Origin of the sequence: Nonomuraea purpurea (assembly GCF_042650645.1) — a bacterium.
Lineage (GTDB): Bacteria > Actinomycetota > Actinomycetes > Streptosporangiales > Streptosporangiaceae > Nonomuraea > Nonomuraea purpurea.
Genome location: NZ_JBHSBI010000019.1, coordinates 19,990 through 46,274, shown reverse-complemented (window position 1 = coordinate 46,274; position 26,285 = coordinate 19,990). Strand labels below are relative to the sequence as shown.

Sequence of the window (26,285 nt, the reverse complement as noted above, 5' to 3'; positions counted from 1 at the left end):
AAGCTAGCTGTACGGTTTTCCGTACACTGCACGGAAGTCGTCAGCTGGGTAGTCGCCGTACCGTGCTGCGCGAGAACACAGCGGTGGTCTAGTCAGATTGAGTTGCCGGATTCTGCTTCATCGTGGATCTTGATGCTGCAGGGTGTTCGGCGACCGGATCCTCGGGCGCGGCGCTGTCGAGATCGAGCAAAGGGGGCCGGATGGCGCGGGTGGCGACGGTCCGCGCCGCCGTGGCAGTCGCGGCGCTGCTGCTGGCTGTCAGGTCCGCGGCGCCGAACGACCTCCCCGTACCGCACACCGATGTGTGGGCTCCGCTGTCCGCCCTGGCCCCCACCGCGCCGCCGCCCGGTCTCCACCTGGAGTCCGTCTCCAGCTACTCGTTCAGCGGGGGTGACAACATCGCGGTTTACGGCCGTCCCGGTGACGTGCTGCACGGACGGCTGGTGTCGGCCCTCTACCACGCGAGCGCCGAATGGGCGGGCGCGCAGCCGCACGGGGGCCGTCCACTGCGCGGCGGGCCGGCGGAGGCCGAGATCGGCGGGACAGCTCCGCATCGGTGGATCACCTGGCCGGTCCGGCCGTTCGGTGCCACGGAGCCCGTCTTCTACGGGGTGCTCGGCCGCGGTCTGTCGGACGGCGAGCTCATCCGGGCCGCGAACGCGCTCGTCCAGAACGGTCCTCGGCCGACGATCGGCAGCGAGGGAGTGCCACGCGACCTGCGCCCGCTCGCATCCGGCGGGATGGGCCTGTGGGAGATGTCCCCGACGGCAGGAACGACGCTCACGTGGAGCGACCGCCGGTCGGGCGCCAAGCTGGCGCTCACCCTGGTTCGCCACACCCCGCGGACGGAGGCGCTGATGGGTGCCCTCTCCCCCGGCACGCCACGGTTGATGCGGGGCGTGCCGGGCGCGGCCGGACCGCCGCCGTTCGCCGAGTCGTACGACCGGACTCCCACGGCCCGCGTCTGGCGGGAGAAGGACACGCTGGCCGTGCTGCACGCCGAGGGAGTTCCGGAGGAGGACGTCGACGCCCTGGTGAAGAGTCTGCGGGAAGTGAACGCGCGGGGTCTCGCCCGGATCCGCGCCACTGTGACCGCGTACCCGGCGCGCAAGCTGCTCGACCCCGGTCTCCGTCTGGCCGCCTCCGGCCGCACCGCGACGGGCGTCTGGGCGATGGGCGTCAAGGAGCGCGAGGACGACGTCCAGGTGAGCCTACGTTCTGTGGGTGGCGATTACACCTTCAGTGAGGATTTTGACGCCGATCCCGATGATCTGCGGGACGCGATCGCGATCGTGGGCGGCGTCGGATTCAGCCCCAATCGGCACGCCCCAGTCGGCGCCGTCCGGAGCGACGTCGCGAGTCTGAAGATCGAGCGCCAACCCGGGAGGCGGCCGTCCACCGTGGCTCTCGGGCCCCCATCGGTGCCCGGCGGGCGAAGGTGGTTCGCCATCGCCGAGGGAGTCGATCCGTTCTCGGCCGTCTTCATCGCATACGACGCGAAGGGTCACATCCTTGGAAGGATGACCATTTTCTAGCTCGCATCCTGGCCGGGCTCTGTCCAGTCTGTCTGTGACCTGGTCAGATGTGCCAGGGTGTTCGGCGTTGGTTATCGGAAGCGAGGAAAGGGACACCGATGAGTGAGGCAGAGGACGTCGACGTCTTGCAGCGGCTCATGCCGCCACCGGCGGACGGTGGCACCGCCGTCGACTGGGCTCGTATCACCGAGTCGTGGGGGCGGGCGTTCCCGCCCGACTACGTCCGTTTCATGCAGGTGTACGGGGCCGGAGTGGTGCAGGACTACCTGTCGATTGACGAACCGGAGCCCAAGACGTCGCTGTCGGAGGCATGGCGTGACGGGATGGTGATGGAGACGGCGAACGCTGAGGCGGATTGGGAGACCGAGGACAAGTCGCCTGAACTTGAAGGAACCTCTCCCCTGCTGATCACCTGGGGCGTCGACAGCACGGCCGATCTGTTGTGCTGGGACGCCTCGAACAGCGATCCCGCCTCCTGGCCCGTCCTGGTCTACAACCGGGGCGACACGCGGTGGAGTCGCTACGACTGTGGCATGGCGGAGTTCCTCGTCAGGGTGCTCAGGGCTGACTTCCCAGAGCTCCCCCTCGGCGCCGTGTTCATGTGGGGCACGACCGATGCGGTCTTCGAGAAGAAGCGCGGTTCCGCCCCGGGAACGAATTGACCATACTCCGTTTAACGCACTATGGTTCGCTGCATGCTCAAGAGATCATCTCTTGCCGATCCGGACGCTTCGTCCTGGACCGCATCACGTTGATTGCGTGACCGGCTCCCCTTCTCCTCTGAGATCACCAGCCGGTTCGACATCGTGGGCTTCGACCCGCGCGGGGTGGCAGGCAGCCATCCCATCCTGTGCTCGCCAGATCTATGCCGAGCGTTTCCCCGCCCGGGTCCGTGCTCTCTCGCTCGACAGCAATATGGACCACAGCTTGGGCACCAGGGACTTTCTGGACACCCAGGCGTGGACGACCCAGGATTCCTTCAACGAGTTCGTGAAATGGTGCGACAAGACCTCGTCATGCGCCCTGCACGGCAAGAACATCCGCACCTTCTGGGCCAACCTGCTGGCGCGCGCCGATCGCGGCGAACTGCACTATCCGGGCCGGCCGGATGTCCCCCTCACCAAGCTGCTGCTCATCTATGAGGCGACGGGAGCGTTCTTCGGTCCCGACTGGGCCGGCCTGGCCGAATTCCTGGTGGCGGCCGACAGCGGCGACGGCCAGGCGAAATCGCGGCTCACACCTCTGCCCGACCAGGAGGTGGTCAACGACGCCACCCAGGTCTTCTGCCTGGACTATCTGCTGCCGGTTGGCAACTATCGCGAGTACGCCGCCCACCTGGCGAGTTCCCGCCGCATCGCTCCCGACATGCTGGCCGGTCCTGAGGCACTCGCCACGATGGCCGCATGCCTGGGACAGCGGGCCCCGATCCCCAATCCTCAGCACCGCCTGCGCGTGTCCGGCCCGACGATCCTGGTGGCCAACGCCCTGCATGACCCAGCAACCGGCTACAACTGGGCGGTGAGCACGGCTCAGCAGCTCGGCCGCGCAGGAAGGCTGTTCACCTACGAGGGCTGGGGCCACCGCATCTACGACCATGGCGAGTGCGCCGTCAACGGCATCGACCGCTACCTGATCTCCCTCGAACTGCCGGACGAGGGCGCCAGATGCCCGGCCATCCCACCCACCTCATCCAAGGTTTCCACGTATAAGCCACTCCCCGGCCCCATCCCCGGCTTCCCCGGCTGGGTGAAATCGTGACTTCGTAGCGCTCGGGTCACCTCCCCGACTCTGGCGTCGGGCCTCATCAGGAGGGGTGGAGGATGGCGAGGTGGGCCGAGACCGGGCCCAGGGAGAGCAGGCCGCTGCCCGCGCCCGCCATTTCCCCGGCCGCGGGCGTGAGGGCCTCGTGGGCGCGGCGCATCACCTCCCGGTCGCCGATGGCCACGGCGGCCCTTCCCACCAGGCACCACATCGCCTCCATCAGCAGGTCGTGCGGCGGGGCGGGGACCTTGCGCAACGCGGCGGCGGCCTCCGCGCGGTGGCCGCGTGCCGCCAGCAGGAGGGGGCGGACCCACGGCTCGTACGGCCCCCAATCCGTCGGAGTCCGGCGACCATCAGAGCACAGGGGAAGGCCGCGTCGTATCCGCATGCACAGCAGGGCCAGCGGCAGCAGCCCGCGTTCCAAGCCCGGCATGCCGGCGCCGTCGAGGAGGGCGGCGGCTTCGCGGTAGGCGGTTTCGGCCTCCTGCGCCGTCGCCTGGCCGGTCGCGTCCAGGCGCAAAGCCCGGTACCAGCGGGTGAACACCCCCACCAGCGGCCGTTCATGACGCTCCGCCAGCCGTTCCACGGCGGAGGCGTGCCGGTCCGCGCCGGCGAAGTCCCCGACGGCGCAGCGTGCCTGCAGGCGGATGAGGTGGCCGAGGACCTCATAGTTGACCAGGCCGTGCCGGGCCGACAGCGCCACCAACTCGGCCCCGATCTCCTCACGGCGACCGGCCAGGCCCGTACGGTGGAAGCTCTGCATGAACCTGCCGTTGAGCGCGAACGCCAGCAGCGCGGGATCATCCAGTCGCCGGGCAATCTCCTCCGCCTGCCGAGCCGCCTCGACGCCGCGCGCGGCGGGGCTGCCGACGGCCCGTCCAAGGTGCGGCTCCGGGAGGCCGCTCCGTGACTCCAGGGCGATCGTGGTCAGGAGACGGGCTCGGCTCGCCTCGGAAGCGGTGGCCGGGAGGGCGGTCAGGGTGCGTTCGGCTGCCGCGACAACCTGCTCTGCCTGCGCGGGGTCGTCCGAACGAGTCCAGATCGCCGGAACGTCGTAGGACCCGATCACCCGCGCGGTCAGTTCCGCGTCGCCCAGTTCCTCCGCCGCCGCGACCGCCGCCACGCGGTGCCGGCGCGCTGCCGGCAACCCCGCACCGCCGGTCAGGGCCAGGTCGCGCATCAGGCTCACCGTCGACTCCAGCCGCGCCCGGGCGCTGGACGGCACGCTGCGGTCGTAGGCGGCCGTCGCCTGCGCCCACACTGATCCCGTCGTGTCATGACCTGGGTCCAGATGGGGTGCGTGGTGGAGGATGTCGGACTCCAGGCCGCGCAGGCGCGGCCCCGGGTCCACGCCCAGGTGCTCCACCAGCAGGTCACGCGCCCGGCGCAGCACCGCGAGGGCGTCGCCCTGACGGCCGGTTCGGTACAGCGCGAGGGCCAGCAGCCGCCAGGCGTCCTCCCGCCACGGATGCTCGGCCACGTGCGCGTCCAGATCCGGCACCGCTTCTGCCGCCAGCCCGATCGCCAGGCGCGCCTCGGCCTGCTGTTCGACGGCGCGCAACCGCAGTTCGGCCAGCCGGGAGCGCTCCGCCCGCGCCCACGACCGGTGGGCGAAGTCGGCGTAGGCGGGCCCGCGCCACCAGCCCAGAGCCTCCTCCAGCCGCTTGATGGCCCTTTCCGGCGGCTGCGTCGCAGCGGCGGCCACAGCCCGCTCGAAGCGCCAGGCGTCCACCGCGTCGGGTTCGGCGCGCAGGGCATACCCCGGCCCCTCGGTGACCAGCAGCCGCGGCGTGGTCCTGGGCGGCCGGTCGGGCTCCAGCGCGCGGCGCAGCGCCGCGACGAACGTACGCAACGCGCCCACCGCGCCCTCCGGCGGGTCGTCCTCCCACAGATCGGCGACCAGCCGGGAAACGGGCACGACCCGCCGCCGGGCGACGATCAGCCGGGCCAGCACCGCCCGATGCCGCGGCCCCTTGACGTCGATCACGGCCCCGGCCTCGTCCCAGGCCATTGCCGGCCCCAGCACCCCGAACTCGACCGGCACCGCCCAAATCACCTCCCCGACCAGCCACGATAGCGCGCTGATCGGATGCTCATCCGCGCCCGGCAGGCTGGAGCCGACCGGATCGCCCATCGCCAGAGAGGCGGAAATTCATGATCAACGGGTTCGACTATCGGCGCGTCCCCGTCGCCGACGGGGTGTCGCTCAACGTCGCCACCGCGGGCTCGGGGAGCCCGATCGTGCTGCTGCACGGCTTCCCCCAGACCCACCTGATGTGGCGACACGTCGCCGCCGACCTGGCCGCCGACCACACGGTGATCTGCCCCGACCTGCGCGGCTACGGCGCCAGCGACAAGCCCGCCGAGGCCGGCGCCGGCACCTACGCCAAGCGGACCATGGCCGCCGACGTGGTGGCGCTGGCCCGTGAGCTCGGGTTCGAGCGGTTCGCGCTGGCCGGACACGACCGCGGCGCCCTGGTCGCCTTCCGCGCCGGTCTCGACCACCCGGCGGCGATCACCCATCTGGCCTGCATGGACGTGCTGCCGACCCTGGACATGTGGGACGTGCTGCGCGGCGCGGACGCCGCCGTCGGCTTCCATCTCTACCTGATGGCGCAGCCGCCGGGCCTCCCGGAACGCATGATCGCCGCCAGCGCGGACGCCTTCTTCGGTCACTTCCTCGACCTGTGGACCGGCGACCCTCGGGCGATCCCGGACGACGTCCGCGCCGCCTACCTGGACGCCTGCCGCCAGGCGGTCCCCTCGATCGTCGCCGACTACCGCGCTTCTGCGGGCATCGACGCCGAGCACGACCGGGCCGACCGGGAGGCCGGCGAACGACTGCGGATGCCGGTCACCGTGCTGCAGCAGGATTGGGGCGCCGCACTCGGCTACGACGCGACGGCGCTGTGGCGCGCCTGGGCGCCCGATCTGCGGCACGAGGTCGTCACCTGCGGCCACTTCATGGCCGAGGAGGCCCCGGCCGACATCACCAAGGCCCTGCGCGCCCTGCTCACCCGCTGACGCATCGGAATGCCGGGGCACGCGGGCCGGCACAGCGATGAACTCGCCCTCGGCCACCGATGACCTTTAGCATTTCGCACGTGAACCACCTAGACGATCACGACGCGTTCGAGTACCTGGACTTCTCGGCCCTGCCGCAGCGCCAGCAGCGGATCCTGGCCACGATCCGGGACTGGGTGGTCAGATACGGGTATCCCCCGAGCACGCGCGAGATCGGCCACGCGGTCGGGCTGCGGTCGTCCTCGTCGGTGTCGAAACACCTGAAGAGCCTGGAAGAGAAGGGGTTTCTCCGCCGGGGCACGACGATGACGCGGGCGATCGACGTGCGGCTGTTCCTGCGGGGCTCGACGCCGGAGCCGGCCGGCGACCTGGTGAGCGTGCCCGTGGTCGGGGACATCGCCGCGGGCACTCCCATCCTGGCCGAGGAGTACATGGACGACATGCTGACCCTGCCGCGCGACCTCACCGGACGCGGCAACGTCTTCGGCCTCCGTGTGCGGGGCGACTCGATGATCGACGCCGCGATCTGCGACGGCGACCTCGTCGTGGTGCGGCAGCAACCCGAGGCGCATTCGGGCCAGGTCGTCGCCGCGATGATCGACGGTGAGGCCACGGTCAAGGTGTACCGCCGACGCGACGGGCACGTCTTTCTCGAACCCCGCAACCCCGCCTACGACGTCATCGACGGCGACGGCGCCGTGGTGCTGGGCATCGTGGTCTCGGTCCTTCGCAGCGTCTGAGCCGCCACCGTCGTGGGAGCCGCACCTATACGGCGGGGGTGCTGTGCCTGGCCGTTCCGGTGCGGTCGGGCGGGGAGAAGACCACGGCGAAGGCGGTCATTGCGGCGAACAGGGTGAAGGCATAGGGCGGATCGCCGGCCACCCGCTCGATCTCTCCCCTGCCGAGACGGTGGCGACGCGCTCGGAGCCGACGAGATAGAGACAGTTCACACGGCGATGTACCGGTCGCGTGCCTGGCCGTGAAGGCGCCCAGGCGGGAGCTTCCGCCCGTAGGCGAGCAGCAGGAGATCCTGGGCGGCGCCGGTCAGGGGCGTTCCGGCGCCGAAGGACCAGTCGAGGTCGTCGGCGCGCAGTTCGACGCCGTCGAGGTCGGCTCCGAAGAATCTGAGGGTTCGGGGGGTGAGGCGCTCCAGAAGGAGGCGGACGCGCTCCTCGGGGACCCTGCGGCCGACGCCGAGGGCGACGGTGATGTCCAGGCCGTGGATCACGTCGTGGCCCAGGGCGGCCGTGACGCCGCCGACCGGTGGTTTCCAGGGATTGTGCGCGTTGTCCCGGATCGCGCTGACCAGCTCGTTCGTGGTCATGGCGGCCGCGTCCCCACGGGCCCGCCGGTCGGCCATCCGGTGGATGCCGCCGCGCGCCTTGATGAGTTCGAGCGCCATCTTGGGCAGCGGGTAGCGGAATCCCATCGACATGTGCGCGGCGACCTCTCGTACGCGCCATCCCGCGCACAAGGTCGGGCCGTCCCACTGCAGGGGTGAAAGGTCGTCCAGCATCGCCGCCAGTTCCCGGCGTTCGGCTGCGATCGCGGAGGTGATGTCCATGATTGTGCTCTTCTCAGTCAGCAGGAGGAACGGTCGTGGCAGGCGGCGGTCAGGACGGCCCCCAACTGGACGGCGACCAGCCTGCGCAGCTCGATCGGCGGGCCGGGCGAGTCCGCCTCGGCCTGGCCGTACCACGTCTCGAAGCGCTCGGCGAGCAGGTGGCGCTGCTCGCGGATGGCCGGGGTCAGGTTGCCTGCGGCGATCTCCGCGTCGAGCATGCGCAGGAACGTTCCCAGCAGGCGCAACCGCATCAGGTGCAGCATCTGGCGGTTGCCGAACTCCTCGGCGACCGTGGCCGGCCGGCCCAGATCGGGCAGGGCCTCCTCCAGTTCGCCGAGTCTGCGGAAGGTCTCCAGGGTGTTCTCGGTCGAGCGGCGGAACGGTGAGCGCACGCTCAGGTCGGCGGCGACGTCCCGCATGCCCGCCCGCATCGTGTCGATCAGCTCGCGCCGGGCCGCCGCTCCCCCGGCGAGGATCTGCCCGTACGTGCGACCGCTGGGGCTCTGGTCGGCCACGCGTTCGTCGGCCCAGGTGGGCACCTCGGTGACCAGGTGGAGCGCGCCGAAGGCGGCCGCGTAGTCGGCGCTGCTGCCGCCGGCGCCGAAGGCCCTGCCCACCTGCGCTCCTGGCGGGGTCAGGTAGACGGCGGGGACGATCGGTTCGGCGCCGGGCAGCTCAGGCTCGCCGTGGTGCGGCGGGAGCCCTTCGAGGCCGGGCAGTTCGGCCAGCCGTCGGGCCAGCACCGTGTCGTGGCGGTTGAGGTAGAAGAACGCGCCCTGGTACTCGCCGTTGTGCAGGGAGCAGACCAGCGATGGGCGTACGTCCTCCATCAGGCGCATCAGCGCCCGGGTTTCCGGCAGCGGACGGTCGAAGGAGTAGCCCTCGCCGGTCAGCGGGAAGGTCCACTCGACCTGGTCGGCCAGATCGGGGCGGTAGAAGTGGCGGGCGTAGGCGCGGCGGTCGCCCGGTGTGGCGTACCACCCCTCGTTCAGCCTGGCCCCGTCCGGGTCGGCGCACGCCACCACGTGCCAGCGCAGGCCCAGCCCGGCCCGCAATCGCGGGTCCTGGCAGAGCAGCGTGACCAACGTGAGGGCGGTCAGGGCCCCGACCGGCTCGTTCGGGTGCGGCCCTGCGATGACCACCGCGTCCGCCGCGCCGTCGCCGACGGTCGCGGCGTGCAGCGGGTCGCCCAGGCGCGAGGCGCCGATGCGGCGTAGCCGCACCAGGCCGGGATGGGCGGCGGCCAGCTTCTCCAGTTCGGTCTGGAGCGCGGCGACGGACGGGAACGCGGCATGATCGTGGACGCGGTTCATGTACTCGGCAACTCTCATAATGATATTACGGTAATAATAGAGTTATGAGAATGACAAGGGCCGAGGCCAAGGAGCACAACCGGCGGGCCCTGCTCGACGCCGCGCGCCAGATCGTCGCCCGCGACGGCCCCCGCGCCAGGCTGGAGGAGATCGCCGAGCGGGCCGGGCTGACCACCGGCGCGGTGTACTCGCTGTTCGGCAGCAAGAACGGCCTGTTCATCGCCCTGGTCACCGACTACCTCGGCCCGCACTACGACGACCTCGAACGCAGCGTCGCCGCCGGGCCCGACCTGGTCGAGGCGGTGGAGGGCTTGGCCCGCCACTACCGCCGCCTGTGCGACGACCCCGACGCGCTGCGCCACCTGTCGTTCGAGCTCAGCCTGCAGGACCTGGCCCTGCGCGACCCCGAGCTGGCGCCCAAACTCGCCGCCTCCGTCCGGGCGCACGAGGAACGCCTGACCGCGCTGCTGGCCGGCAGAGTCCACGCCGGGAACGCGCTCACGCCGCGGCAGGCGCGACGCCTGGCCACCTCGCTGCGCGCGCTGCTGGTCGGCCTCAGTCAGGGCGTCATCCTCGGCCTCGCCGACTCCGCCCCCGAGGAGTACTTCGCCGCCGTCGCCCGAGCCCTGGTCGCCCCGGACGTGCTCGGACCGCCCTGAGTTCCTAGGCTCTCACCCGGCCGGCCCGGGACTCCAGGTAGCGTTGCTCGGCGATGCCGGCGGTGGCCTTCGCGGCGCGCCGGTAGTGCTCGTACGCCCCGGCCGTGTCGCCGGTCTTCTCCAGCAGATGCGCCCGGACGGACAGCAGCCGGTGATGCCCGGCCAGCCGCTCGTCACCGTCCAACGTGGACAGCAGGGCCAGCCCTGCTTGCGGGCCCTCGGTCTCGGCGAGCGCGATCGCCCGGTTGAGGGTGACCATCGGGTTGGGCGCGATCCGTTCAAGGATGAGGTAAAGTGCGTGCACCTGCCGCCAGTCGGTCTCCTCGGCCGTGGCCGCGTCGGCGTGCGTGGCGGCGATGGCGGCCTGCAACTGGTAGGGGCCCAGCGACGGGCCCGCCAGCGATGCCTTGACCAGCTCGATGCCCTTGTCGATCAGCTCGCGGTCCCACTTCGCGCGGTCCTGCTCATCCAGCGGCACCAGGTCTCCGGTCGCCGTCGTACGCGCCTCCCGGCGGGCGTCGGTCAGCAACATCAGCGCGAGCAGGCCGGCCACCTCGCCGTCCTCGGGCAACTGCGCGTGCACCATTCTGGCCAGCCGGATCGCCTCGTGCGCGAGGTCGGCCCGGTGCAACGCGCTGCCCGACGAGGCGGTGTAGCCCTCGTTGAAGATCAGGTAGAGCACGTGCAGGACGACCCGCAGCCGCTCATCGCGCTCTGCGCCCTCCGGCAGGCTGAACGAGCTGCCGGCGGCCTTGATGCGCTGCTTGGCCCGGCTGATCCTGGCCGCCATCGTGGCCTCGGGCACCAGGAACGCGCGGGCGATCTCGGCGGTGGTCAGGCCGCCGACCGCCCGCAGCGTCAGGGCGGTCTGGGAGGCCGCGGTCAGGATCGGATGGCAGCACAGGAACAGCAGGACGAGCGTGTCGTCGGTGTCCGGTACGTCCTCGGGTGCCACCTCGGCGGCCGTCGCCGACTCCCGCTCGCGGCGCGCGTGGTCGCTGCGCATCTGGTCGATGAGCCGCCGGGAGGCGACCGTCACCAGCCAGCCGCGCGGGTTGTCCGGCACGCCCTCGTCCGGCCACTGCACGGCGGCGGCGAGAACGGCCTCCTGCACGGCGTCCTCACACCCCTCGAACCGGCCGTTCCTGCGTACCAACGTGCCGAGGACCTGCGGCGTGAGCTCACGCAGCAGGTCCTCGATGACCGGCGCCCTCATGCCTCCAATTGTCCGTCAGCGAACATCACCTGCCGCACCTCGACCCCCAGCCCCTCGATCGCGGTGTCCGGGATCTGCGCCGCCAGCTCGATCGCCCGCTCCTTGTTCTCGCAGTCGATCAGGTAGAAGCCGCCCAGATACTCCTTCGACTCCAGGAAGGGGCCGTCGGTCACGACCGGCTGGCCGTTGCGCACGGACACCACGGCCGCCTGCGACGGGTCGACCAGCGCCTGCGTGAGAATCAGCTCGCCGGACTCCTTCAGCGCCTCGAGGAACCTGCCGTGGCCGTCGCCGATCGCGGCCCTCTCCTCGTCGGTCAGCGCGTCCAGCACGGCCGGGTTGATGTGCATGCTGATCAGGAACTTCATCTTGTACTCCTCGTGATTCGCCGGGCCCGACCGGGCCCTTCGACCAGTTGGTCGGAGCCGCCGCCGCCGTCTCGACATCTCCGCACGAGTTTCCCGAAGCGTTATGCCTTGGCCGCCTGCTGGAGCCGCACCATGTTGCCCGAGGGGTCGCGGAATGCGCAGTCGCGCGGCCCCCAGGGCTGGTCGATGGGCTCCTGCAGCACCTCGGCGCCGGATACCCGGACCTGCTCGAAGGTCGCGTCGAGATCGTCGGTGCTGAAGACGATCATCGGCAGGACGCCCTTGGTGAGCAGTTCCTGCAGGGTGTCGCCGTCGGCCTGGGAACGGCCGGCGTGCGGTGCCGAGAGCACGAATTCGGGGTCGGGGTGGGTCGGGCTGCCGAGGGTGACCCAGCGGAATCCGCCGGCGGCGACGTCGTTGCGTACTTCGAGGCCGAGCGCGTCGCAGTAGAAGGGCAGCGATTCGTCCAGGTCGTTGACGGTGATATGGCAGTACTTGAGTGCGATGTCCATGTCGCCAACGTTAGGCCGCGGCGACGCGGCCCGCTTCTTCGATCCTGCTCTGCGGCTTTCTCGTGGGACGGGTGTGCACCTTCGCCATGCACGCGGGCATCGCCGCCACGGCCAGGTGCTCCCGGCTGCGGTACGCGCTCGGCGTCTCCCCCACGATCTCGGTGAATCGCGTGCTGAAGGAGCCGAGCGAGGTACAGCCGACCGCCATGCACGTGTCGGTCACGCTCATGCCCCCGCGCAGCAGCGCCATCGCCCGCTCGATCCGGCGGGTCATGAGATAGCTGTAGGGCGTCTCGCCATAGGCCGCCCGGAACCGTCGCGAGAAGTGCGCCGGCGACATGAGCGCGTGGCGGGCCATCGTCGGCACATCGAGCGGCCGTGCGTACTCCCGGTCGATCAGGTCCCGCGCTCGGCGCAGGTGTGTGAGGTTGGCGAGGTCCTCCGGGGTCATGGGAGGACGCTACCACCCACCGCCCCAAATGGCCATTTACCTGCATGAATGGCGTCAGGATCACCGCTTCGGCGGAATCATCACGCCGCTGACGTCGGAGACCGCGATCGTGCCATCGCCCGGATCGGCGCGGTGCGAACGAGAGTCCCGCACCCGGCAGTGGCTGCCAGAACGGGCAAAAGCAATAAAACAGCCATACGTACACGAATCACCCGAGCATTATCCCGAACCGCCCGCGTGCAGCAGCCCGGCGGGTAGATCGTCGGGTTGGACTATGCTTTCCTCGCATGGCGCAGTTCCAGTCAAGCGACCGTCAATTCGACGTCGGCTTCCGGAGGGCTGCGAGGGCCGGTTGATGGCTCCGCGTGAGATCCCGGCCGAGTCCGGGCTGCTGGCCGCCGAGTTGCGCAAATCACGGGAGCGGGCCCTGCTGACGCAGGAGGAGCTGGCGCAGCGCGCCGGGTTGAGCGTGGGCACCGTACGCGGTCTGGAGACGGGCCGGATCCAGCGGCCCCGCCTCGGATCGGTGCGCATGCTCGCCGACGCGCTCACCCTCACCGAGCCGGACCGTGCCGCGCTGATCGCTCTGGCCCGCGGCGAACCTGTCAGCCGTCCCGACGACGAGCCCGCTGCCGACGACGGCCCCGCCCCTGACACGCGGCCGGCGTACGCGGGAGTACGCCCGGCCCAGCTACCGGCGGCCGTGGCCGGTTTCGCCGGACGCGCCGAGCCGCTCAGGATCCTCGACGACACGGCCGGGCGGCCGTCCGCCACGATGGTGATCGCCGGCACCGCCGGCGTGGGAAAGACCACGCTGGCCGTGCACTGGGCGCAGCGGGTCCGCGACCGTTTTCCCGACGGTCAGCTGTATGTGAACCTGCGCGGCTTCCACCCGACGGGATCGCCGCTGGACCCGGCGGTCGCGGTGCGCGGATTCCTGGACGCCCTTCAGGTGCCGCCGCAGCGGATCCCGGCGACCGAGGACGCGCAGAGCGCGCTGTACCGCAGCCTGCTCGCGGACCGGCGCCTGCTGGTGGTGCTCGACAACGCCCGCGACGCCGAGCAGGTGCGCCCCCTGCTGCCGGGCTCGCCCGGATGCATGGTCGTGGTGACCAGCCGCGACCAGCTCTCCAGCCTGGTCGCCGCCGAAGGCGCCCAGGTGATCAATCTGGACGTGCTGTCCGCCGACGAGGCTCGCGACCTGCTGAGCCGCCGCCTGGGCGACGACCGCGTCACCGCCGAACCGCAGGCCGCGGACGCCCTCGTCGCCGCCTGCGCACGGTTGCCGCTGGCGCTGGCCGTCCTGGCCGCCCGCGCCGCGATACGCCCCGATTTTCCGCTCGCCGCCCTGACCGGCGAGCTGTCACGCAGCCGTGACCGGCTGGCGGCCTTCAGCGACGACAGCGCGCTCACGGACGTACGCGCGGTGTTCTCCTGGTCCTACCGCACGCTCGGCGACGCGGCCGCCCGGCTGTTCCGCCTGCTCGGCGTGCACGCGGGCCCCGACATCGACGTAGAGACCGCGGCACGCCTGGCGACGACGTCACCGGCCCGCGTGCGCCCGCTGCTCGCCGAGCTTGCCCGCGCTCACCTGATCAACGAGCCCACCCTCGGCAGGTACGCCTTCCACGACCTGCTCCGCGCCTACGCGGCCGAACTCGCCGCCGGCACCGACTCCGACGACGAGCGGCGCGAAGCTATACACCGCGTGCTCGACTACTACCTGCGCACCGCGCACAGCGCTGCCCTGCTTCTCCTGCCGGGCCGCAAGCCCCTCGAACTGCCGCCACCGGTCGCCGAGGTCGCCCCGTATGTCCTGGCCGACCACGAGCGTGCCATGTCCTGGCTGGGCGCCGAGCACGCCACCCTCCTCGCCGCCGTCGAGCAGGCGTTCGAGGCGGGATTTGACCGCCACGCCTGGCAGCTCGCCTGGAGCATGCGGACATTCCTCCAATGGCGGGGGCACTGGCACGACCTCACCACCGTGTTCGGCACCGGTCTAAGGGCCGCGACCCGGCTGGGCGACCCGATCGGTCAGGCGTACGCCCACCGGGGCCTGTCCCTCACGCACGTCACCATGCGCCGCTTCGACGAGGCGCGCACCCACCTCCTGAAGGCCCTCGACGGGTTCGCCGCCGACGGCGACCTCGTCGGGCAGGCCGACGTCTCCCGCACGCTCGGCTGGGTGCTGTGGTCGATGGGCCGTCGCGAGGAAGGGCTCGGCCATGCCGAGCGGGCCCAGGAGCTCTACGCGCGAGCCGGAGACCGTGCGGGGCAGGCCGACGGCCTGAACAATCTCGGCTGGCTCCACGTGCAACTCGACGATCACGACCGGGCACTCGTCCTGTGCCGGCGGGCGTTGGTTCTCCAGCAGGAAGTCGGTGACCGCCGCGGCGAGACGGCCACCTGGCACAGCCTCGGTTATGTCCACCACCTGCTCGGCGACTATCGGGAAGCGGTCGCGTGCTACGAGCGCTCGGCTGACCTGGCTCGCTCGTTCGACGACGGTTATCGGGAGGCGGAGGCCCTTGCTCACCTCGGCGACACCTACCAGGCCATAAACGATCGCCGAGCCGCCGGGGAAACCTGGAGGCGGGCTCTTGCCATTCTCACCGAACTCGACCACAGCGAGGCCGCCGACCTCCGTGCCAAGCTCCGCTCCCTGGACGACGGTCAGGCTCAGGGTGAGGGTTCCTCACCCTGAGCGCGCTCTGCTCAGCCGACCGTGACGGTGTGCAGGAGGTTGTTCAATCCGGTGGCCGATTCCCAGGTGCCGGTGTTGGCCAGGCGGATGGCGTACTCGGGGCGGGAGCCGAGCTGCGGGTCGGGAAGGGACAGCAGCAGGGTGTAGGAGCCGGGGGCCATGCCGGCCGGGAGCGTCACGGTTTGCGAGAGCGTGGTGGTGCCGGGAAGCCACTTGCGCGGGTCGCCGGTCAGGGGCAGGCGGTAGGTGGCGGTGCTGCTCCGAAGCACCAGTTCGAGGCCGCGGGGGTTGACGGGCGCCGCCCAGCCGTCGTTGCGCAGGTTGACGGTGATGGGCAGCGGGCCACCGCGTACGGCTGTCGCCGGGTAGGTGCCGTTCTGCAGCGCGAGGCGGTAACCCAGCCGGCGGCCTGCTTCGGCCAGGCAGCCTCCGGTGTTCCAGCTGTTCAGGACGCCGGTGTGGTAGTCGGTGTTGAGGTAGGTCCAGTGGAAGCGCGACAGCTCGTCGAGCGCGGTCGGGCAGTCGGAGCGCGGCGGGTTGGGGTTGCAGGTTTCACCGCCCATGGCCAGGTAGGCGGTCTCGGCCGACAGGTAGGGGTACTCGGCGGCGGGGTCGGTGTAGGTGCCGTAGTCGTCGGGGCTGGCCAGGAAGCAGTCGTTGTGGTGGCCGAGCCTGGCGACCGCGCTGCCGTTGTGGGCCTGGGACGGGGTCAGGGCGGCGGTGCCGTACATGGTGCGCTTGATCGCCGGGGTGCGGAGCTGGACCATGCGGGACGACGGCAGCACGCTGAGGAGCTTGTCGGTGACGGCCTTGCGGTTGGCCCAGTCCGCGGCGCTGACGACGCCCGCGTTGCCGAAGTTCTGGGTGTAGTACCACTCGCCCCAGGCGCCGATGAACCCGGACTGCATCACGTGGATGACGTCGGCGTTGTTTCGCAGGTAGGGGGCGAGCTGGTCGAGGTGGGCCAGCACGCGGTCCTTGGACGCGTCGGCGCCGTCCGTGGAGGCGGTGTAGGCGAAGCGGAGGATCATCTTCAGGCCCGCCGCGCGTACCGTGTCGAACTGTTGCTGGAGCTGGTCGAGCGCGGCCTGCCCGAGCGGCGCGGTCCGGTACTCGGCCAGGTAGAAGACGCACATCACGAGTGAGATGTTCTGGTTGGCGCGGTAGTCGCGCAGGGTGTCGAGATTGAAGTCGTTCTTGTCGCAGTCGCCGGTGTGGTGGTAGAGGCCGCGGTCGGGGTTGGCGAAGGTGTCCGTGGTGGGGGTGTAGGTGACGGACGTGCCGCTGCCGCCGCCGCTGTAGACGTGGGTGTACTTGGGCGAGTTCTCCAGCGGGGCCTCGACCTGGAAGATCAGGTCCGCGTCGTTGGGCGTGGCGCTTTCGCCGATGGCCGAGCGGTCGACCGTCCAGCGGGCGCTGCCGCCGGAGGCGCTGTGGGTGACCGAGCCGAGCGACGTCCAGCTCCAGCCGCCGCCGTTGTGGCGGAAGAGGCCGGCGTTCTCCAGCAGGTAGTCGGCCCCGATGCCGCCCTGGGCAAAGCCGGTGGCGGGGTTGCGGTCGGTGTCGATGTAGACGCGGGTGTAGGCGGGGCTGCCGGTGTAGGAGAACTGGTAGGTCACGGTCGTGGCGGTGTTGGTGGCCGACTGGCCGCTGATGGCGGCCAGCGCGGGGGTGGCGGCCACCAGCACCGAGGCGCACACGAACGCTAAGAGGGTGAGGATACGCATGGGTCAGCCTTTACTGCCGGTGTGGGCGATGCCCTGGACGAACTGTCGTTGCAGGAACACGAAGACGGCGATCACGGGAAGCGAGGCGATCAACGAGCCGGCCATCAGCACCGGGTAGTCGGTCTGGTACTGGCCCTGGAGCGCGGCCAGCCCCGCCGACAGCGTCATCATCTCCGGGTCGGTGTTGACCACCAGCGGCCAGAACAGGTCGTTCCACGACCACAGGAGCGCGAGCACGGCCAGCGCCACCAGCCCTGGCCTGGCCAGCGGCAGCATGATCGACCAGTAGATCCTGACCGGTCCCGCGCCGTCGAGCCTGGCGGCCTCCTCCAGCTCGCGCGGCAGCCCGAGGAAGAACTGCCGCAGCAGGAACACCCCGAACGCGCTGAACAGACCGGGCACGATGATCGCCTGGAGGCTGTTGAGCCAGCCGAGCGAGGACATAATCTGGTACTGCGGGATCACGAAGAGCTGCGGCGGCACCATGAGCACCGACAGGAACACCCCGAACAATACGTTCCTGCCGGGGAAACGCAGCCGGGCGAAGGCGTAGGCGGCCATCGAGCAGAACAGCACCTGCCCGGTGACCCGCCCCGCCGCCATGATGATCGTGTTGACGAACTGGTCGCCGAACGGCAGCAGGTCGAAGACCTTGGCGTAGTTGTCCCAGCGGCCTTCGGGCAGGAACGACGGCGGCACGCGGGTGGCGCTGCTGAGCGTCTTGAGCGAGGTGATGACCTGCCACACGAACGGGGCCACCATCGCCAGCGACGCCGCGGCGAGCACCGCGTGCACGCCGAACGCGCGACGTTCAGACATAGTGCACCCACCTCCGCTGGAGCCTGAACTGCAGGATCGTCAGCGCCGCGATGAGCGCGAGCAGCGCGATCACGATGGCGGCCGCGTAGCCTCGGTCGTTGGTCACGAAGGCCCGCTCGTAGAAGAGCTGCACCACGGTCTGGAGCCGCGCGTAGGCGGGGTTGGCCCGCGCGATCTGGCCCGACCCGGTCATCACGAAGACCAGGTCGAACAGTTGCAGCGAGCCGATCACCGAGACGATCGAGACGAAGAACGCGGTGGGCGACAACATCGGCAGCGTGATCGCGAAGAACTGTTTGACGCGCCCGGCCCCGTCGAGGTCGGCCGCCTCGTACAGCTCCTTCGGGATGGCCTGCATGCCGGCCAGGAAGATGATCAGGTTGTAGCCGATGCTGCTCCAGATGCCGACGACGACCAGCGCGTACATCGCCGTGGCCGGATCGGCGATCCAGTTGGGCCCGTCGATCCCGACCGTCGCGAGCACCTGGTTGACCAGGCCGTAGTCGCCGTTGTAGAGCCAGCGCCAGAGCATGGCGACCGCGACCGGCATGGTGACCACGGGCAGGAAGAACGCCGTGCGGTACATGCTGACGCCCCGCAGCCCCGGCCGGTTGAGCAGCGCCGCGAACACGATCGCCATCGGGATCCCGATCAGGCCGAGCCCGGTGTAGGTCAGCGTGTTGAGCACCGCCCGCCCCACCTCGGGGTCGCCGAGGAGCCGGGCGTAGTTCTCGAGCCCGATCCAGGTGTGCCCGCCGAACGCTCCCCACTCGGTGAAGGAGAAGTAGGCGGTCTGCAGGACGGGCCACAGGTAGAAGATCGCCAGGCCGAGCCCGGTGGGGGCGATGAACGCATACCCCCACAGGGCCTCGGCACGGGGCCGCCGCGCCCTCTTCGCGTGAGCCGCCTGGCCGGTGGTGGTCACGTCACTCCTTGGCCAGCAGGTCGTTCATCCCGGCCGCCAGGTCCGCGGCCGCCTTCTCGACCGGCACCTCTCCGGTCCACGCCTTGGTGAGGTGGGTGAGTTCCGCCTCCTGCCAGGCGGCGGTGTTCTTGGAGACGGGGTAGGGCACCGCGTACCCGACGGAGTCGAGGAAGAGCTGCAGCTTGAGCTTGGGATGGGCGGCGACCCACGCGCTCTGGGTGCCGTTGTAGGCGGGGATCGGGCCCTTCTCGCCCAGGATGTCGGCGGCCGGCTTGGAGCCGAGGAACTTGACGAACTCCAGCGCCTCGGCCGGGTGCTCGGTCTTGGCCGAGACCACGTTGGCGACGCCGTGGATGATCGTGGCCTGCTTCTCGCCCCTGGGCAGCGGGGCGACGTCCACCTTGTCCTTGGTGTAGTCGTTCTTGGTGAACTCGGCCACGTTCCAGGAGCCGCCCCAGTACATCGCCAGCTTGCCGGCCTCGAAGAGCTGGAGCGGGGTGGTGTCGGTCATGGTCTTCAGGTCGGGCGACTGCTTGGCGGTGAGCAGGTCGGTCCAGAACTTCAGGCCCTGGATGGTCTTGGGGTCGTCGTAGCCGGACTTCTTGCCGTCCGGGGAGATCACGTGGCCGCCGGCCTGGTAGATGGTGTTGTACTGGTATTCCTGGAAACTCGTGAGCTGGGCGCCGACCGCGTAGACGCCCTTGCCGGGGTCGGTGAGCTTGGCGGCGGCCTCCTTGAAGTCGTCCCAGGTCCAGTCGTCTGCCGGGTATTTCACCTTGGCGGCGTCGAAGAGCGTCTTGTTGTACCAGACGCCGACCGTGTCCATGTCCTTCGGCAGCCCGTACAGCTTGCCCTCGTAGGTGTAGAGGTCGACCAGCGGCTTGGGGTAGACCGAGGTGTCGACCTGCTCCTCGATCGGCTTGATCACGCCGTTGGAGGCGTAGAGCTGGAAGTTGGGGCCGTTCATCCAGAAGACGTCCGGCGCCGCCCCGCCGCTCACCGCGGCCTTCATCTTCGTCCAGTAGTCGACCCAGGGCGTGAGCTGGACGTCGACGGCGATGTTCGGGTGCGTCTTGGTGAACTCCGCCGCCAGTTCCTGCATCACTCCCTGCTGGGTGACGTCCCAGACTCCGTAGGACAGCGTCACCTTCCCCTGCGAACCGGCCTGTTCACCGCCCCCGCAGGCGGTGGCGAGCAGCGCCGCGCAGAGCAGCACAGCACCGCGTCGTGCCGACTTCCACATCTCCCAGTCCTCTCCTCGAACGTGGGAATATGATGGAGTCCAGTGAAATTTTGTACAAGAGTGGATGTGTTACAGATGGCTCACGAGCGGGGTGCGGCCGTCGAGTACACGGTCCTCCACGTCGTCGAGCGCCAGCCGTACAGCGCCGAGCACCACGCCCTCCTCTCCGAGCGCCGACATGCGCACCTCCGGGGTGCGGATGCACCAGCGGTCGAGCTCGCGCCTGAGCGGCTCGATGAGCACGTCGGCCGAGCGCGAGTAACCGCCGCCGACCACGACCATCTGCGGGTCGAGCGTCAGGACCAGCGCGGACGTGCCCAGCGCCAGATCTCTGACATAGCGGCGCACGGCCGTGGCCGCGGCCCTGTCGCCCGCCCTGGCCGCGGCGAACACGTCGCCCGCCTCGCCGCTGGCGGCGCTCAGATGGGCCTGCGCGCGGATCCAGCCGAGCACCGGCAGCGCGCCGATCTCGCCCGAGGCGTTGGCGAACCCCTTGTGCAGCTTGCCGTCGATGACCAGGCCCGTGCCCGTACGCAGGCCGGCCAGCAGGAACACCATGTCCTTGGCGTATCGGGCCACTCCGCGCCAGCACTCGGCGAGCGCGGCGAGCCTGCCGTCGTTCTCGACCAGCACCGGGCCGGGCGCGAGCCGGCGCACGTGGGCGGCCAGGTCGACGCCGGTCCACTCGGGCAGCGCCTCCGACAGCACCACCTTGCCGACGCCGTCCACCAGGCCCGTGGTGCCGACACCGGAGGCCCACACGTCGCCGCCGGTCAGACCCGCCTTCTCCAGGCACTGGACGGCGGCGCGGTCGACCGCCTCCAGCCGCTCGGCCCGGCCCATCTCGGGCGTGACGGGGACGCGGACGCTGTCCTGCACCTCGCCGTCCAGGTCGGCGACGACCGCGCGGATGTTGTGGCCGCCGATGTCGATGCCGAGCACCCGCCCCGCCTCCGCCCTGAACCGGTACCGCCTGGCAGGACGGCCCACGCCGCCCGCGGTGGCGGCCGTCTCGGCGGCCCAGCCCATCTGCAGCAGTTCGCGGACGACGTCCTCGGTGGAGGCCCGTGACAGCCCGGTGTGCTTGGCGACCTCGGTGAGCGTGAGCGACGGCCCGGCCCGCAACGCCTTGATCACGGCGAGCGAGTTGAGCTGCCGCAGCCGTGACAGATCACCGCCGTTCGGTGCGCCGGCCATCGAACCCCCCTTGCTGTCAACTTTTTCACGACGAATAATGATGGTCTCCATGATATTGAGGTCGGGGAAGGTTCCATGACTGAGGTGACTTTAGCCGTCGTCGGCGGGGGCATGCGAGGGCTCGTCTACGCACGTCGCGCGCACCAAACGGGTGCGGGACGCGTGGTGGCGGTGGCCGATCCCGACCCGCTCCGGCGGGCCGCCTTCATCGAGGAGTTCGGGGTCTCACCGGATCGGGCGCACGCCGACTGGAAGGATCTGGCGGCGAACGGCAGGGTCGCCGACGCGGCCGTCATCGCCACGCAGGATCGGCTGCACACCGACCCCGCCGTGGCGCTGGCGGACCTCGGTTACCACATTCTCCTGGAGAAGCCGATGGCCACGAACGAGCAGGAGGCGGCCACGATCGCCGACGCGGCCAGGCGCAACGGCATCATGCTCGCGGTCTGCCACGTGCTGCGCTACACGCCGTACACACGGGCCGTGCGCGAACTGCTGGACGAGGGGCGGATCGGCCGGCTCATCAGCGTCCAGCACCTGGAGCCCGTGGGCTGGTGGCACCAGGCCCACTCGTTCGTCCGCGGGCACTGGCGGCGGCAGGACACCTCCGCGCCGATGCTGCTGGCGAAGGCGTGCCACGACATCGACTGGCTCGTCCAGCTTTTCGGCCGGCCACCCGCGCGCGTCTCGTCGTTCGGCTCCCTGTCACACTTCCGCCCCGAGGACCGGCCCGCCGGGGCCGCCGACAGATGCCTCGACTGCCCGATCGAGCCGACGTGCCCTTACTCGGCGCCGCGGCTCTACCTGGGCTGCCTCGGCGATCCGTCGAGCGAGTTCTGGCCGCTGTCGGCCGTCACGCCGGGGCGCAGCGAGGCGGAGGTGCTGGACGCCCTGCGCACAGGGCCGTACGGGCGGTGCGTGTACGCGTGCGACAACGACGTCGTCGACCATCAGGAGGTCCTGATGGAGTTCGACGACGGCGCGACGTGCTCGTTCACGATGAGCGCCTTCACCCCGATGGAGCACCGGCGAACGCGCTTGTTCGGGACGCACGGTTACATCGACGGCGACGGCCACACCCTGCGGGTGGTCGACTTCCGCACCGGCGCCGAGGAGAGCATCACCACCGACGGTCCGCAGGGCCCGTCGGCGTCCGACGGGCACGGGGGCGGCGACGAGGGGCTCACCGACGCCTTCCTCACCGCCGTGGCCTCGGGCGACGCCGGCCTGCTCCGGTCGGACGCGGACGAGAGCCTGATGACCCACCGCGTGGTGTGGGCCGCCGAACAGGCCCGCCTCACCGGCAAGGTCGTCCCCCTGTGACCTCGGAATCAGCCGGAGACGTGCGCGGCGTGCCCGATGATCTCGCCTTCGACCGGCTCAGGCCTCGATCCACGCTCGTGGAACAGATACCGCTGGCCCAGTTCCTGGCGATGACCGGCGGGGTGGACGCGGCCGCGCTGCGTGACATCGCCGACGGGGCCAGCGACCCACGCTGAGCAGGGGTCCGGTCGCGGAGGGCGCGTGTCAGCCCGTCGTCCACGGCCGGAGCTTGTCGGGGTTGCGTATCGCCCAGATGTGCTTGATCCGGTCGTCTGCGATCTCGAACGCGTACACCGTCACGGTGACGCCGTCCAGCTGAGCCACCAGGCCCGGCTGACCGTTGACCGTACGCTCCAGGATCGTCAAGCCGGGTACCGCGCCGACCCGTTCCATGAAGAAGCGGGCGACCTGCTCGGCGCCTTCGACCGGATGGAGTAGGGCGCTGGCGCGGCCGCCGCCGTCGCCGATCGCCGAGGCTTCGGGGTCGAGGAGGGTGAGGAGGGCGTCGATGTCCTTGGCCTCCCAGGCCTGTTTGAAGTCCTTGACGAGGTCGGCCTGCCGGGATGCCGGCGTCGCGGGAGCCTGCGCGGCGCGGATGCGGCGGCGGGCCGATGAGGCCAGTTGGCGGCAGGCCGCCGGGGTGCGGCCGACGATGTCGGCCACCTCGGCGAAGGGGTAGCGGAAGACGTCGTGCAGGATGAACGCGACCCGCTCGGCCGGGGTCATCGATTCGAGCACGACGAGGAAGGCCATGTTGACCGACTCGTCGAGAGTGACCCGGTCGGCCGGGTCGGCCGTTTTCCCGCTGATCCACTCCGCGGGTTCTGGCAGCGGCTCCGGGACCCACTCGCCCACATATCTCTCGCGGCGGACCCGGGCCGAGCCGAGCAGGTTGAGACAGACCCGGCTGGCGACCGTCGTCAGCCACGCGCCCGGCGATTCGATGGCCTCCTGCTGCCGCCGGGACATGGCGTACCAGCGGGCGTAGGTCTCCTGCACGGCATCCTCGGCGTCGGCCAGTGAGCCGAGCAGCCGGTACGCCAGATTGATCAACTGGCGTCGCTCGCTCATGATCGCGCTCAGGCCCGGGTCGGGCCGGCCCTGTTCTGGCTGGGATGGGGTGGTCATGGTGGCGTCGATTCCCTTTGGTTGCTTCTGCCCTCACCCGTTCGACAAGACAGTGCGCCGAACTGTGAGGTCGGCGCGTCGCCTCACATTCCGAGGGGGTGTGTTGTCGAACCGGTCAGAAGCCTCTCGAAGGAAGGAAACCGATTCATGGATCCCGTGAACGCCGCGATCGTCTACTACAGTGCCACAGGCACCGTGCACGCCCTGGCGCAGGCCGCCGCCGAGGGTGCGGAGAAGGCCGGCGCACACGTACGACTGCGTAAGGTGGCCGAACTGGCCCCACCGGAGGCGATCAACGCCAACCCGGCCTGGGCCCAGCACCTCCGGGACACCGCCGACGTCGCGCAGGCCGGCATCGACGACCTGGACTGGGCCGACGTGGTCCTGTTCGGCACCCCCACCCGCTTCGGCACTCCGACCAGCCAACTCAAGCAGTTCATCGACACCGTGGGCCCCCTGTGGATGCAGGGCCGACTCGCCGACAAGGTGTACTCGGCTTTCACCGCCTCCAACACCGCCCACGGCGGGCAAGAGTCCACCCTGCTGGGCTTGGGGAATGTGTTCTACCACTGGGGCGGCATCATCGTGCCCCCCGGCTACACCGACCCCATCCAGTTCCAGTCAGGCAACCCCTACGGTACCTCCCACGTGGCCGGCGACGGCCCACCCGGTGAGGTGGCCCTGGAAGCGGCCCGTTACCAGGCCCGCCGCGCCGTCAACACCGCGGCCGCGCTCAAGGCCGGCCGCGCGGCCTGAACCCCCATGGATCAAATCGTACGCCCGCTATATGCGGCTTGAACGGAGGATGTAATGACTTCGCAAGATTCCGATATCAGGGCGATCCTGGACAGCCGGGTCGACGCCTGCCGGGCAAAGGACGTTGATCGGCTTATGTCGCTCTACTCCCCCGACATCGTTTATTTCGATGTCGTGCCCCCTCTCCAGTTCGTGGGGTCCGCTGAAGTCCGCGGCAACTTCATTCGGTGGTTCAGCGAATACGAGGGCCCCATCGGCCTGGAAACGCATGAATTGAACATTGCGATGAGTGGGGATGTCGCGTTCGTCCACATGCTTCACCTGGACAGCGGAACACGCAATAACGGCATCGACGGCGAGGTGTGGATCCGATCCACCGTTTGCTGCCGGCGATCACATGGCACGTGGTTGATCACGCACGAACACATCTCCATGCCGGGCACCTGGCCGCACCCCGAACAAGCGCCCACGGCGAGTTCCTGAGGAAGTGGGGGGCCGGCAGGCACCGGCCGGCCCCCCACTTCACGCCCATTAGGCGTCGGGGAGATGCGTGAGAAGGCGCTGCCGCGCCGCCGCGAGGTGCGCGCGCAAGCGCTCGACGGCGGCGTCGGCGTCCCCTGACCGGATCGCCTCGAGGATCGCGGCGTGCTCCTGCGGAATCGAGGCCCGGGACGTCGCCCTGTGCGCCGAATACCGGCCCATGGTCAGCTCGATCTCACCGATGACCAACTCGTACATGCGGACGAGCCGGCGACTGCCTGTCCCCGCGACCAGCGACCGGTGATAGGCGATGTCGGCCGCCACGATCTGCTCGTAGGCGCCGCGTTCCGTCGCGTGCTCGATGTCGTTCTGGGCTCGATCGGCCTCTGCCGGGACGTTCGCGCCGGTGGCGAGGATCCGCACGGAGGCGCTCTCGACCGCCTCGCGGCTGAAGAAGAGGTCCTCGATGTCGGACGCGTCAAGCCTGGGCACGACCGCCGCCTTGTGCGCGGAGCGCTGGAGCAGCCCGACCACGACCAGGCGTTCGACGCAAGCCTTGGCGGTGGGGCGGGCGACGTCGTATTCGGTGGCCAGACGCGCCTCGGTCACCTTCTCGCCGGGGCGGATCTCCTCGTTGATGATCCGGCGGCGCACGGCCTCGTACAGGGCGTCCGTGAGCGACGCGGGACCCAACGCGAATTCCGGCCGGACCGTCACGTCGTTATGCTCCCATTTCTCACTATTGACCAGATTTGTATGGCAAGTGTACCAGGATGACACGAGCGTCGTTCCACGCTTTCACCTTATTGCGGCGGCATTTGGTGAAGCCTCCAGACATCGGGGAGGTCGTGCGCCCCGAATGCGGTTGTCCGCCATTCCTGGAGCGCACTATCTTGCCGATGTGGATCTCTTCTCACCCTCTTGGGCGGCGTTGCGCACGGCGGTCGCCGAACTCTCCGACGAGGACTTCGCCCAGCCGTCCGGCTGCGCCGGCTGGCTGGTGCGGGACCTGGTGTGTCATCTGGTCATCGACGCTCAGGACGTCCTGATCACCCTCGTGACCCCCGCGGAAACGGAACCGACCCGCGACTCTGTGACCTACTGGGAGGTCACGGAAACGCCGCCGACCGGCGACGACCCGCTCGACGCGCTGATCGTGCGGCTGGCCGCCGCGTACGGGGAGCCCTGGCTGCTCAAGTTCCACCTCGACGACCTCGGCTCCGCCGCCGGCCGCGCCGCCGAACTCGCCGATCCGGAACTCCGGGTCAGCACCCGCGAGGTGGTCCTCACCGCGGGCGACTACCTTTGCGCGTACGTCCTGGAGTGGACGCTGCACCACCTCGACCTGATCACCCACCTCCCGCACCTGGCGGGACCGCCGGCGGAAGGGCTCGCCAGGACCCGCGAGATACTGGAGAAGATCGCCGGAACCGCGTTCCCCGCGTCGTTCTCCGACAAGGACGCGCTGCTGGTCGGCACCGGACGGCGTACCCCGACCGACGCGGAGAAGGCCGAACTGGGCGAACTGGCCGCGAAACTCCCGTTCGTCATCGGCTGAGCGATCCCCCCCAATTCCGAAC

General features: G+C 70.0%; 26 protein-coding genes. 12 read left to right on the top strand and 14 right to left on the bottom strand.

The window, feature by feature from the left end; translation table 11 throughout:
- The first annotated feature begins 200 nt into the window (after window positions 1–200).
- From ACFOY2_RS32660 to ACFOY2_RS32650, 3 genes are all read left to right on the top strand, one after another.
- Entirely contained in the window at window positions 201–1,535 is a 1,335-nt protein-coding gene (locus tag ACFOY2_RS32660; protein WP_379531953.1) for a hypothetical protein, read from the top strand.
- A 98-nt stretch (window positions 1,536–1,633) separates the two neighbouring features.
- The gene (locus ACFOY2_RS32655) at window positions 1,634–2,197 is read left to right on the top strand and encodes an SMI1/KNR4 family protein (RefSeq protein ID WP_379531952.1); all 564 of its coding nucleotides are present in this window, start codon (window positions 1,634–1,636) and stop codon (window positions 2,195–2,197) included.
- 265 nt (window positions 2,198–2,462) lie between these two features.
- Window positions 2,463–3,293, top strand: a complete 831-nt coding sequence (locus ACFOY2_RS32650) for an alpha/beta hydrolase (protein WP_379531951.1) — start codon at window positions 2,463–2,465, stop codon at window positions 3,291–3,293.
- 46 nt (window positions 3,294–3,339) lie between these two features.
- Here the strand turns inward: ACFOY2_RS32650 and ACFOY2_RS32645 are convergent, their stop codons facing one another.
- Window positions 3,340–5,307 carry an AfsR/SARP family transcriptional regulator gene (locus ACFOY2_RS32645; protein ID WP_379532088.1) on the bottom strand — a complete coding sequence of 656 codons (1,968 nt, stop codon included), beginning with the start codon at window positions 5,305–5,307 and terminating at the stop codon, window positions 3,340–3,342.
- Window positions 5,308–5,450: 143 nt separating this feature from the next.
- On the opposite strand from ACFOY2_RS32645, the gene ACFOY2_RS32640 reads away from it, so the two are divergent.
- Together ACFOY2_RS32640 and lexA are read left to right on the top strand one after the other, a co-directional pair.
- Window positions 5,451–6,320 carry an alpha/beta fold hydrolase gene (locus ACFOY2_RS32640; RefSeq protein WP_379531950.1) on the top strand — a complete coding sequence of 290 codons (870 nt, stop codon included), beginning with the start codon at window positions 5,451–5,453 and terminating at the stop codon, window positions 6,318–6,320.
- An 80-nt stretch (window positions 6,321–6,400) separates the two neighbouring features.
- On the top strand, window positions 6,401–7,060 hold the full coding sequence (gene lexA / locus ACFOY2_RS32635) for a transcriptional repressor LexA (RefSeq protein ID WP_449290150.1): 660 nt from the start codon (window positions 6,401–6,403) through the stop codon (window positions 7,058–7,060).
- Between the two features lie 206 nt (window positions 7,061–7,266).
- On the opposite strand, the gene ACFOY2_RS32630 is transcribed toward lexA, so the two are convergent.
- Both ACFOY2_RS32630 and ACFOY2_RS32625 read right to left on the bottom strand, forming a co-directional pair.
- On the bottom strand, window positions 7,267–7,884 hold the full coding sequence (locus ACFOY2_RS32630; protein WP_379531948.1) for a maleylpyruvate isomerase family mycothiol-dependent enzyme: 618 nt from the start codon (window positions 7,882–7,884) through the stop codon (window positions 7,267–7,269).
- Between the two features lie 17 nt (window positions 7,885–7,901).
- Entirely contained in the window at window positions 7,902–9,215 is a 1,314-nt protein-coding gene (locus ACFOY2_RS32625; RefSeq protein ID WP_379531947.1) for a M14 family zinc carboxypeptidase, read from the bottom strand.
- Between the two features lie 32 nt (window positions 9,216–9,247).
- Between ACFOY2_RS32625 and ACFOY2_RS32620 the strand changes: the two genes are divergently transcribed.
- The gene (locus ACFOY2_RS32620) at window positions 9,248–9,856 is read left to right on the top strand and encodes a TetR/AcrR family transcriptional regulator (RefSeq protein WP_379531946.1); all 609 of its coding nucleotides are present in this window, start codon (window positions 9,248–9,250) and stop codon (window positions 9,854–9,856) included.
- Between the two features lie 4 nt (window positions 9,857–9,860).
- Here the strand turns inward: ACFOY2_RS32620 and ACFOY2_RS32615 are convergent, their stop codons facing one another.
- From ACFOY2_RS32615 to ACFOY2_RS32600, 4 genes are all read right to left on the bottom strand, one after another.
- Complete coding sequence (locus ACFOY2_RS32615) at window positions 9,861–11,072, bottom strand: RNA polymerase sigma factor (protein WP_379531945.1); 1,212 nt, start codon at window positions 11,070–11,072, stop codon at window positions 9,861–9,863.
- Entirely contained in the window at window positions 11,069–11,440 is a 372-nt protein-coding gene (locus ACFOY2_RS32610; RefSeq protein WP_379531944.1) for a YciI family protein, read from the bottom strand. The genes ACFOY2_RS32615 and ACFOY2_RS32610 overlap by 4 nt, the downstream gene beginning before the upstream one ends.
- A gap of 101 nt (window positions 11,441–11,541) precedes the next feature.
- Window positions 11,542–11,952: a VOC family protein gene (locus ACFOY2_RS32605; protein ID WP_379531943.1), complete on the bottom strand. Its 411-nt coding sequence runs from the start codon at window positions 11,950–11,952 to the stop codon at window positions 11,542–11,544.
- Window positions 11,953–11,962: 10 nt separating this feature from the next.
- Window positions 11,963–12,403, bottom strand: coding sequence for a helix-turn-helix transcriptional regulator (locus ACFOY2_RS32600; protein ID WP_379531942.1), 441 nt, complete (start codon window positions 12,401–12,403; stop codon window positions 11,963–11,965).
- Window positions 12,404–12,758: 355 nt separating this feature from the next.
- Here ACFOY2_RS32600 and ACFOY2_RS32595 point away from each other — a divergent pair, with 355 nt between their 5' ends.
- Window positions 12,759–15,107, top strand: a complete 2,349-nt coding sequence (locus tag ACFOY2_RS32595) for an ATP-binding protein (protein ID WP_379531941.1) — start codon at window positions 12,759–12,761, stop codon at window positions 15,105–15,107.
- A gap of 11 nt (window positions 15,108–15,118) precedes the next feature.
- Here ACFOY2_RS32595 and ACFOY2_RS32590 read toward each other — a convergent pair whose 3' ends face one another.
- From ACFOY2_RS32590 to ACFOY2_RS32570, 5 genes are all read right to left on the bottom strand, one after another.
- Window positions 15,119–16,834: a DUF4832 domain-containing protein gene (locus ACFOY2_RS32590; RefSeq protein ID WP_379531940.1), complete on the bottom strand. Its 1,716-nt coding sequence runs from the start codon at window positions 16,832–16,834 to the stop codon at window positions 15,119–15,121.
- A gap of 3 nt (window positions 16,835–16,837) precedes the next feature.
- Window positions 16,838–17,653, bottom strand: coding sequence for a carbohydrate ABC transporter permease (locus ACFOY2_RS32585; RefSeq protein ID WP_379531939.1), 816 nt, complete (start codon window positions 17,651–17,653; stop codon window positions 16,838–16,840).
- On the bottom strand, window positions 17,646–18,578 hold the full coding sequence (locus tag ACFOY2_RS32580; protein ID WP_379531938.1) for a carbohydrate ABC transporter permease: 933 nt from the start codon (window positions 18,576–18,578) through the stop codon (window positions 17,646–17,648). Before ACFOY2_RS32580 ends, ACFOY2_RS32585 begins: the two co-directional genes overlap by 8 nt.
- Before the next feature lies 1 nt (window position 18,579).
- Entirely contained in the window at window positions 18,580–19,821 is a 1,242-nt protein-coding gene (locus tag ACFOY2_RS32575) for an ABC transporter substrate-binding protein (RefSeq protein ID WP_379531937.1), read from the bottom strand.
- Between the two features lie 69 nt (window positions 19,822–19,890).
- On the bottom strand, window positions 19,891–21,018 hold the full coding sequence (locus ACFOY2_RS32570) for an ROK family transcriptional regulator (protein ID WP_379531936.1): 1,128 nt from the start codon (window positions 21,016–21,018) through the stop codon (window positions 19,891–19,893).
- Window positions 21,019–21,093: 75 nt separating this feature from the next.
- Between ACFOY2_RS32570 and ACFOY2_RS32565 the strand changes: the two genes are divergently transcribed.
- Window positions 21,094–22,341 (top strand): Gfo/Idh/MocA family protein, encoded by a 1,248-nt coding sequence (locus tag ACFOY2_RS32565; protein ID WP_379531935.1) that lies wholly within the window; start codon window positions 21,094–21,096, stop codon window positions 22,339–22,341.
- Complete coding sequence (locus ACFOY2_RS32560) at window positions 22,338–22,517, top strand: hypothetical protein (protein ID WP_379531934.1); 180 nt, start codon at window positions 22,338–22,340, stop codon at window positions 22,515–22,517. The genes ACFOY2_RS32565 and ACFOY2_RS32560 overlap by 4 nt, the downstream gene beginning before the upstream one ends.
- Before the next feature lie 28 nt (window positions 22,518–22,545).
- Here ACFOY2_RS32560 and sigJ read toward each other — a convergent pair whose 3' ends face one another.
- Window positions 22,546–23,469: an RNA polymerase sigma factor SigJ gene (gene sigJ / locus ACFOY2_RS32555; RefSeq protein WP_379531933.1), complete on the bottom strand. Its 924-nt coding sequence runs from the start codon at window positions 23,467–23,469 to the stop codon at window positions 22,546–22,548.
- A gap of 147 nt (window positions 23,470–23,616) precedes the next feature.
- On the opposite strand from sigJ, the gene wrbA reads away from it, so the two are divergent.
- Both wrbA and ACFOY2_RS32545 read left to right on the top strand, forming a co-directional pair.
- A complete protein-coding gene (wrbA, locus tag ACFOY2_RS32550; protein ID WP_379531932.1) occupies window positions 23,617–24,225 on the top strand; it encodes an NAD(P)H:quinone oxidoreductase in 609 nt (202 codons plus the stop codon).
- 54 nt (window positions 24,226–24,279) lie between these two features.
- A complete protein-coding gene (locus ACFOY2_RS32545) occupies window positions 24,280–24,708 on the top strand; it encodes a YybH family protein (protein ID WP_379531931.1) in 429 nt (142 codons plus the stop codon).
- Window positions 24,709–24,756: 48 nt separating this feature from the next.
- Here ACFOY2_RS32545 and ACFOY2_RS32540 read toward each other — a convergent pair whose 3' ends face one another.
- Complete coding sequence (locus tag ACFOY2_RS32540) at window positions 24,757–25,422, bottom strand: GntR family transcriptional regulator (RefSeq protein ID WP_379531930.1); 666 nt, start codon at window positions 25,420–25,422, stop codon at window positions 24,757–24,759.
- Between the two features lie 184 nt (window positions 25,423–25,606).
- On the opposite strand from ACFOY2_RS32540, the gene ACFOY2_RS32535 reads away from it, so the two are divergent.
- On the top strand, window positions 25,607–26,263 hold the full coding sequence (locus ACFOY2_RS32535) for a maleylpyruvate isomerase N-terminal domain-containing protein (RefSeq protein ID WP_379531929.1): 657 nt from the start codon (window positions 25,607–25,609) through the stop codon (window positions 26,261–26,263).
- Window positions 26,264–26,285: the final 22 nt, after the last annotated feature.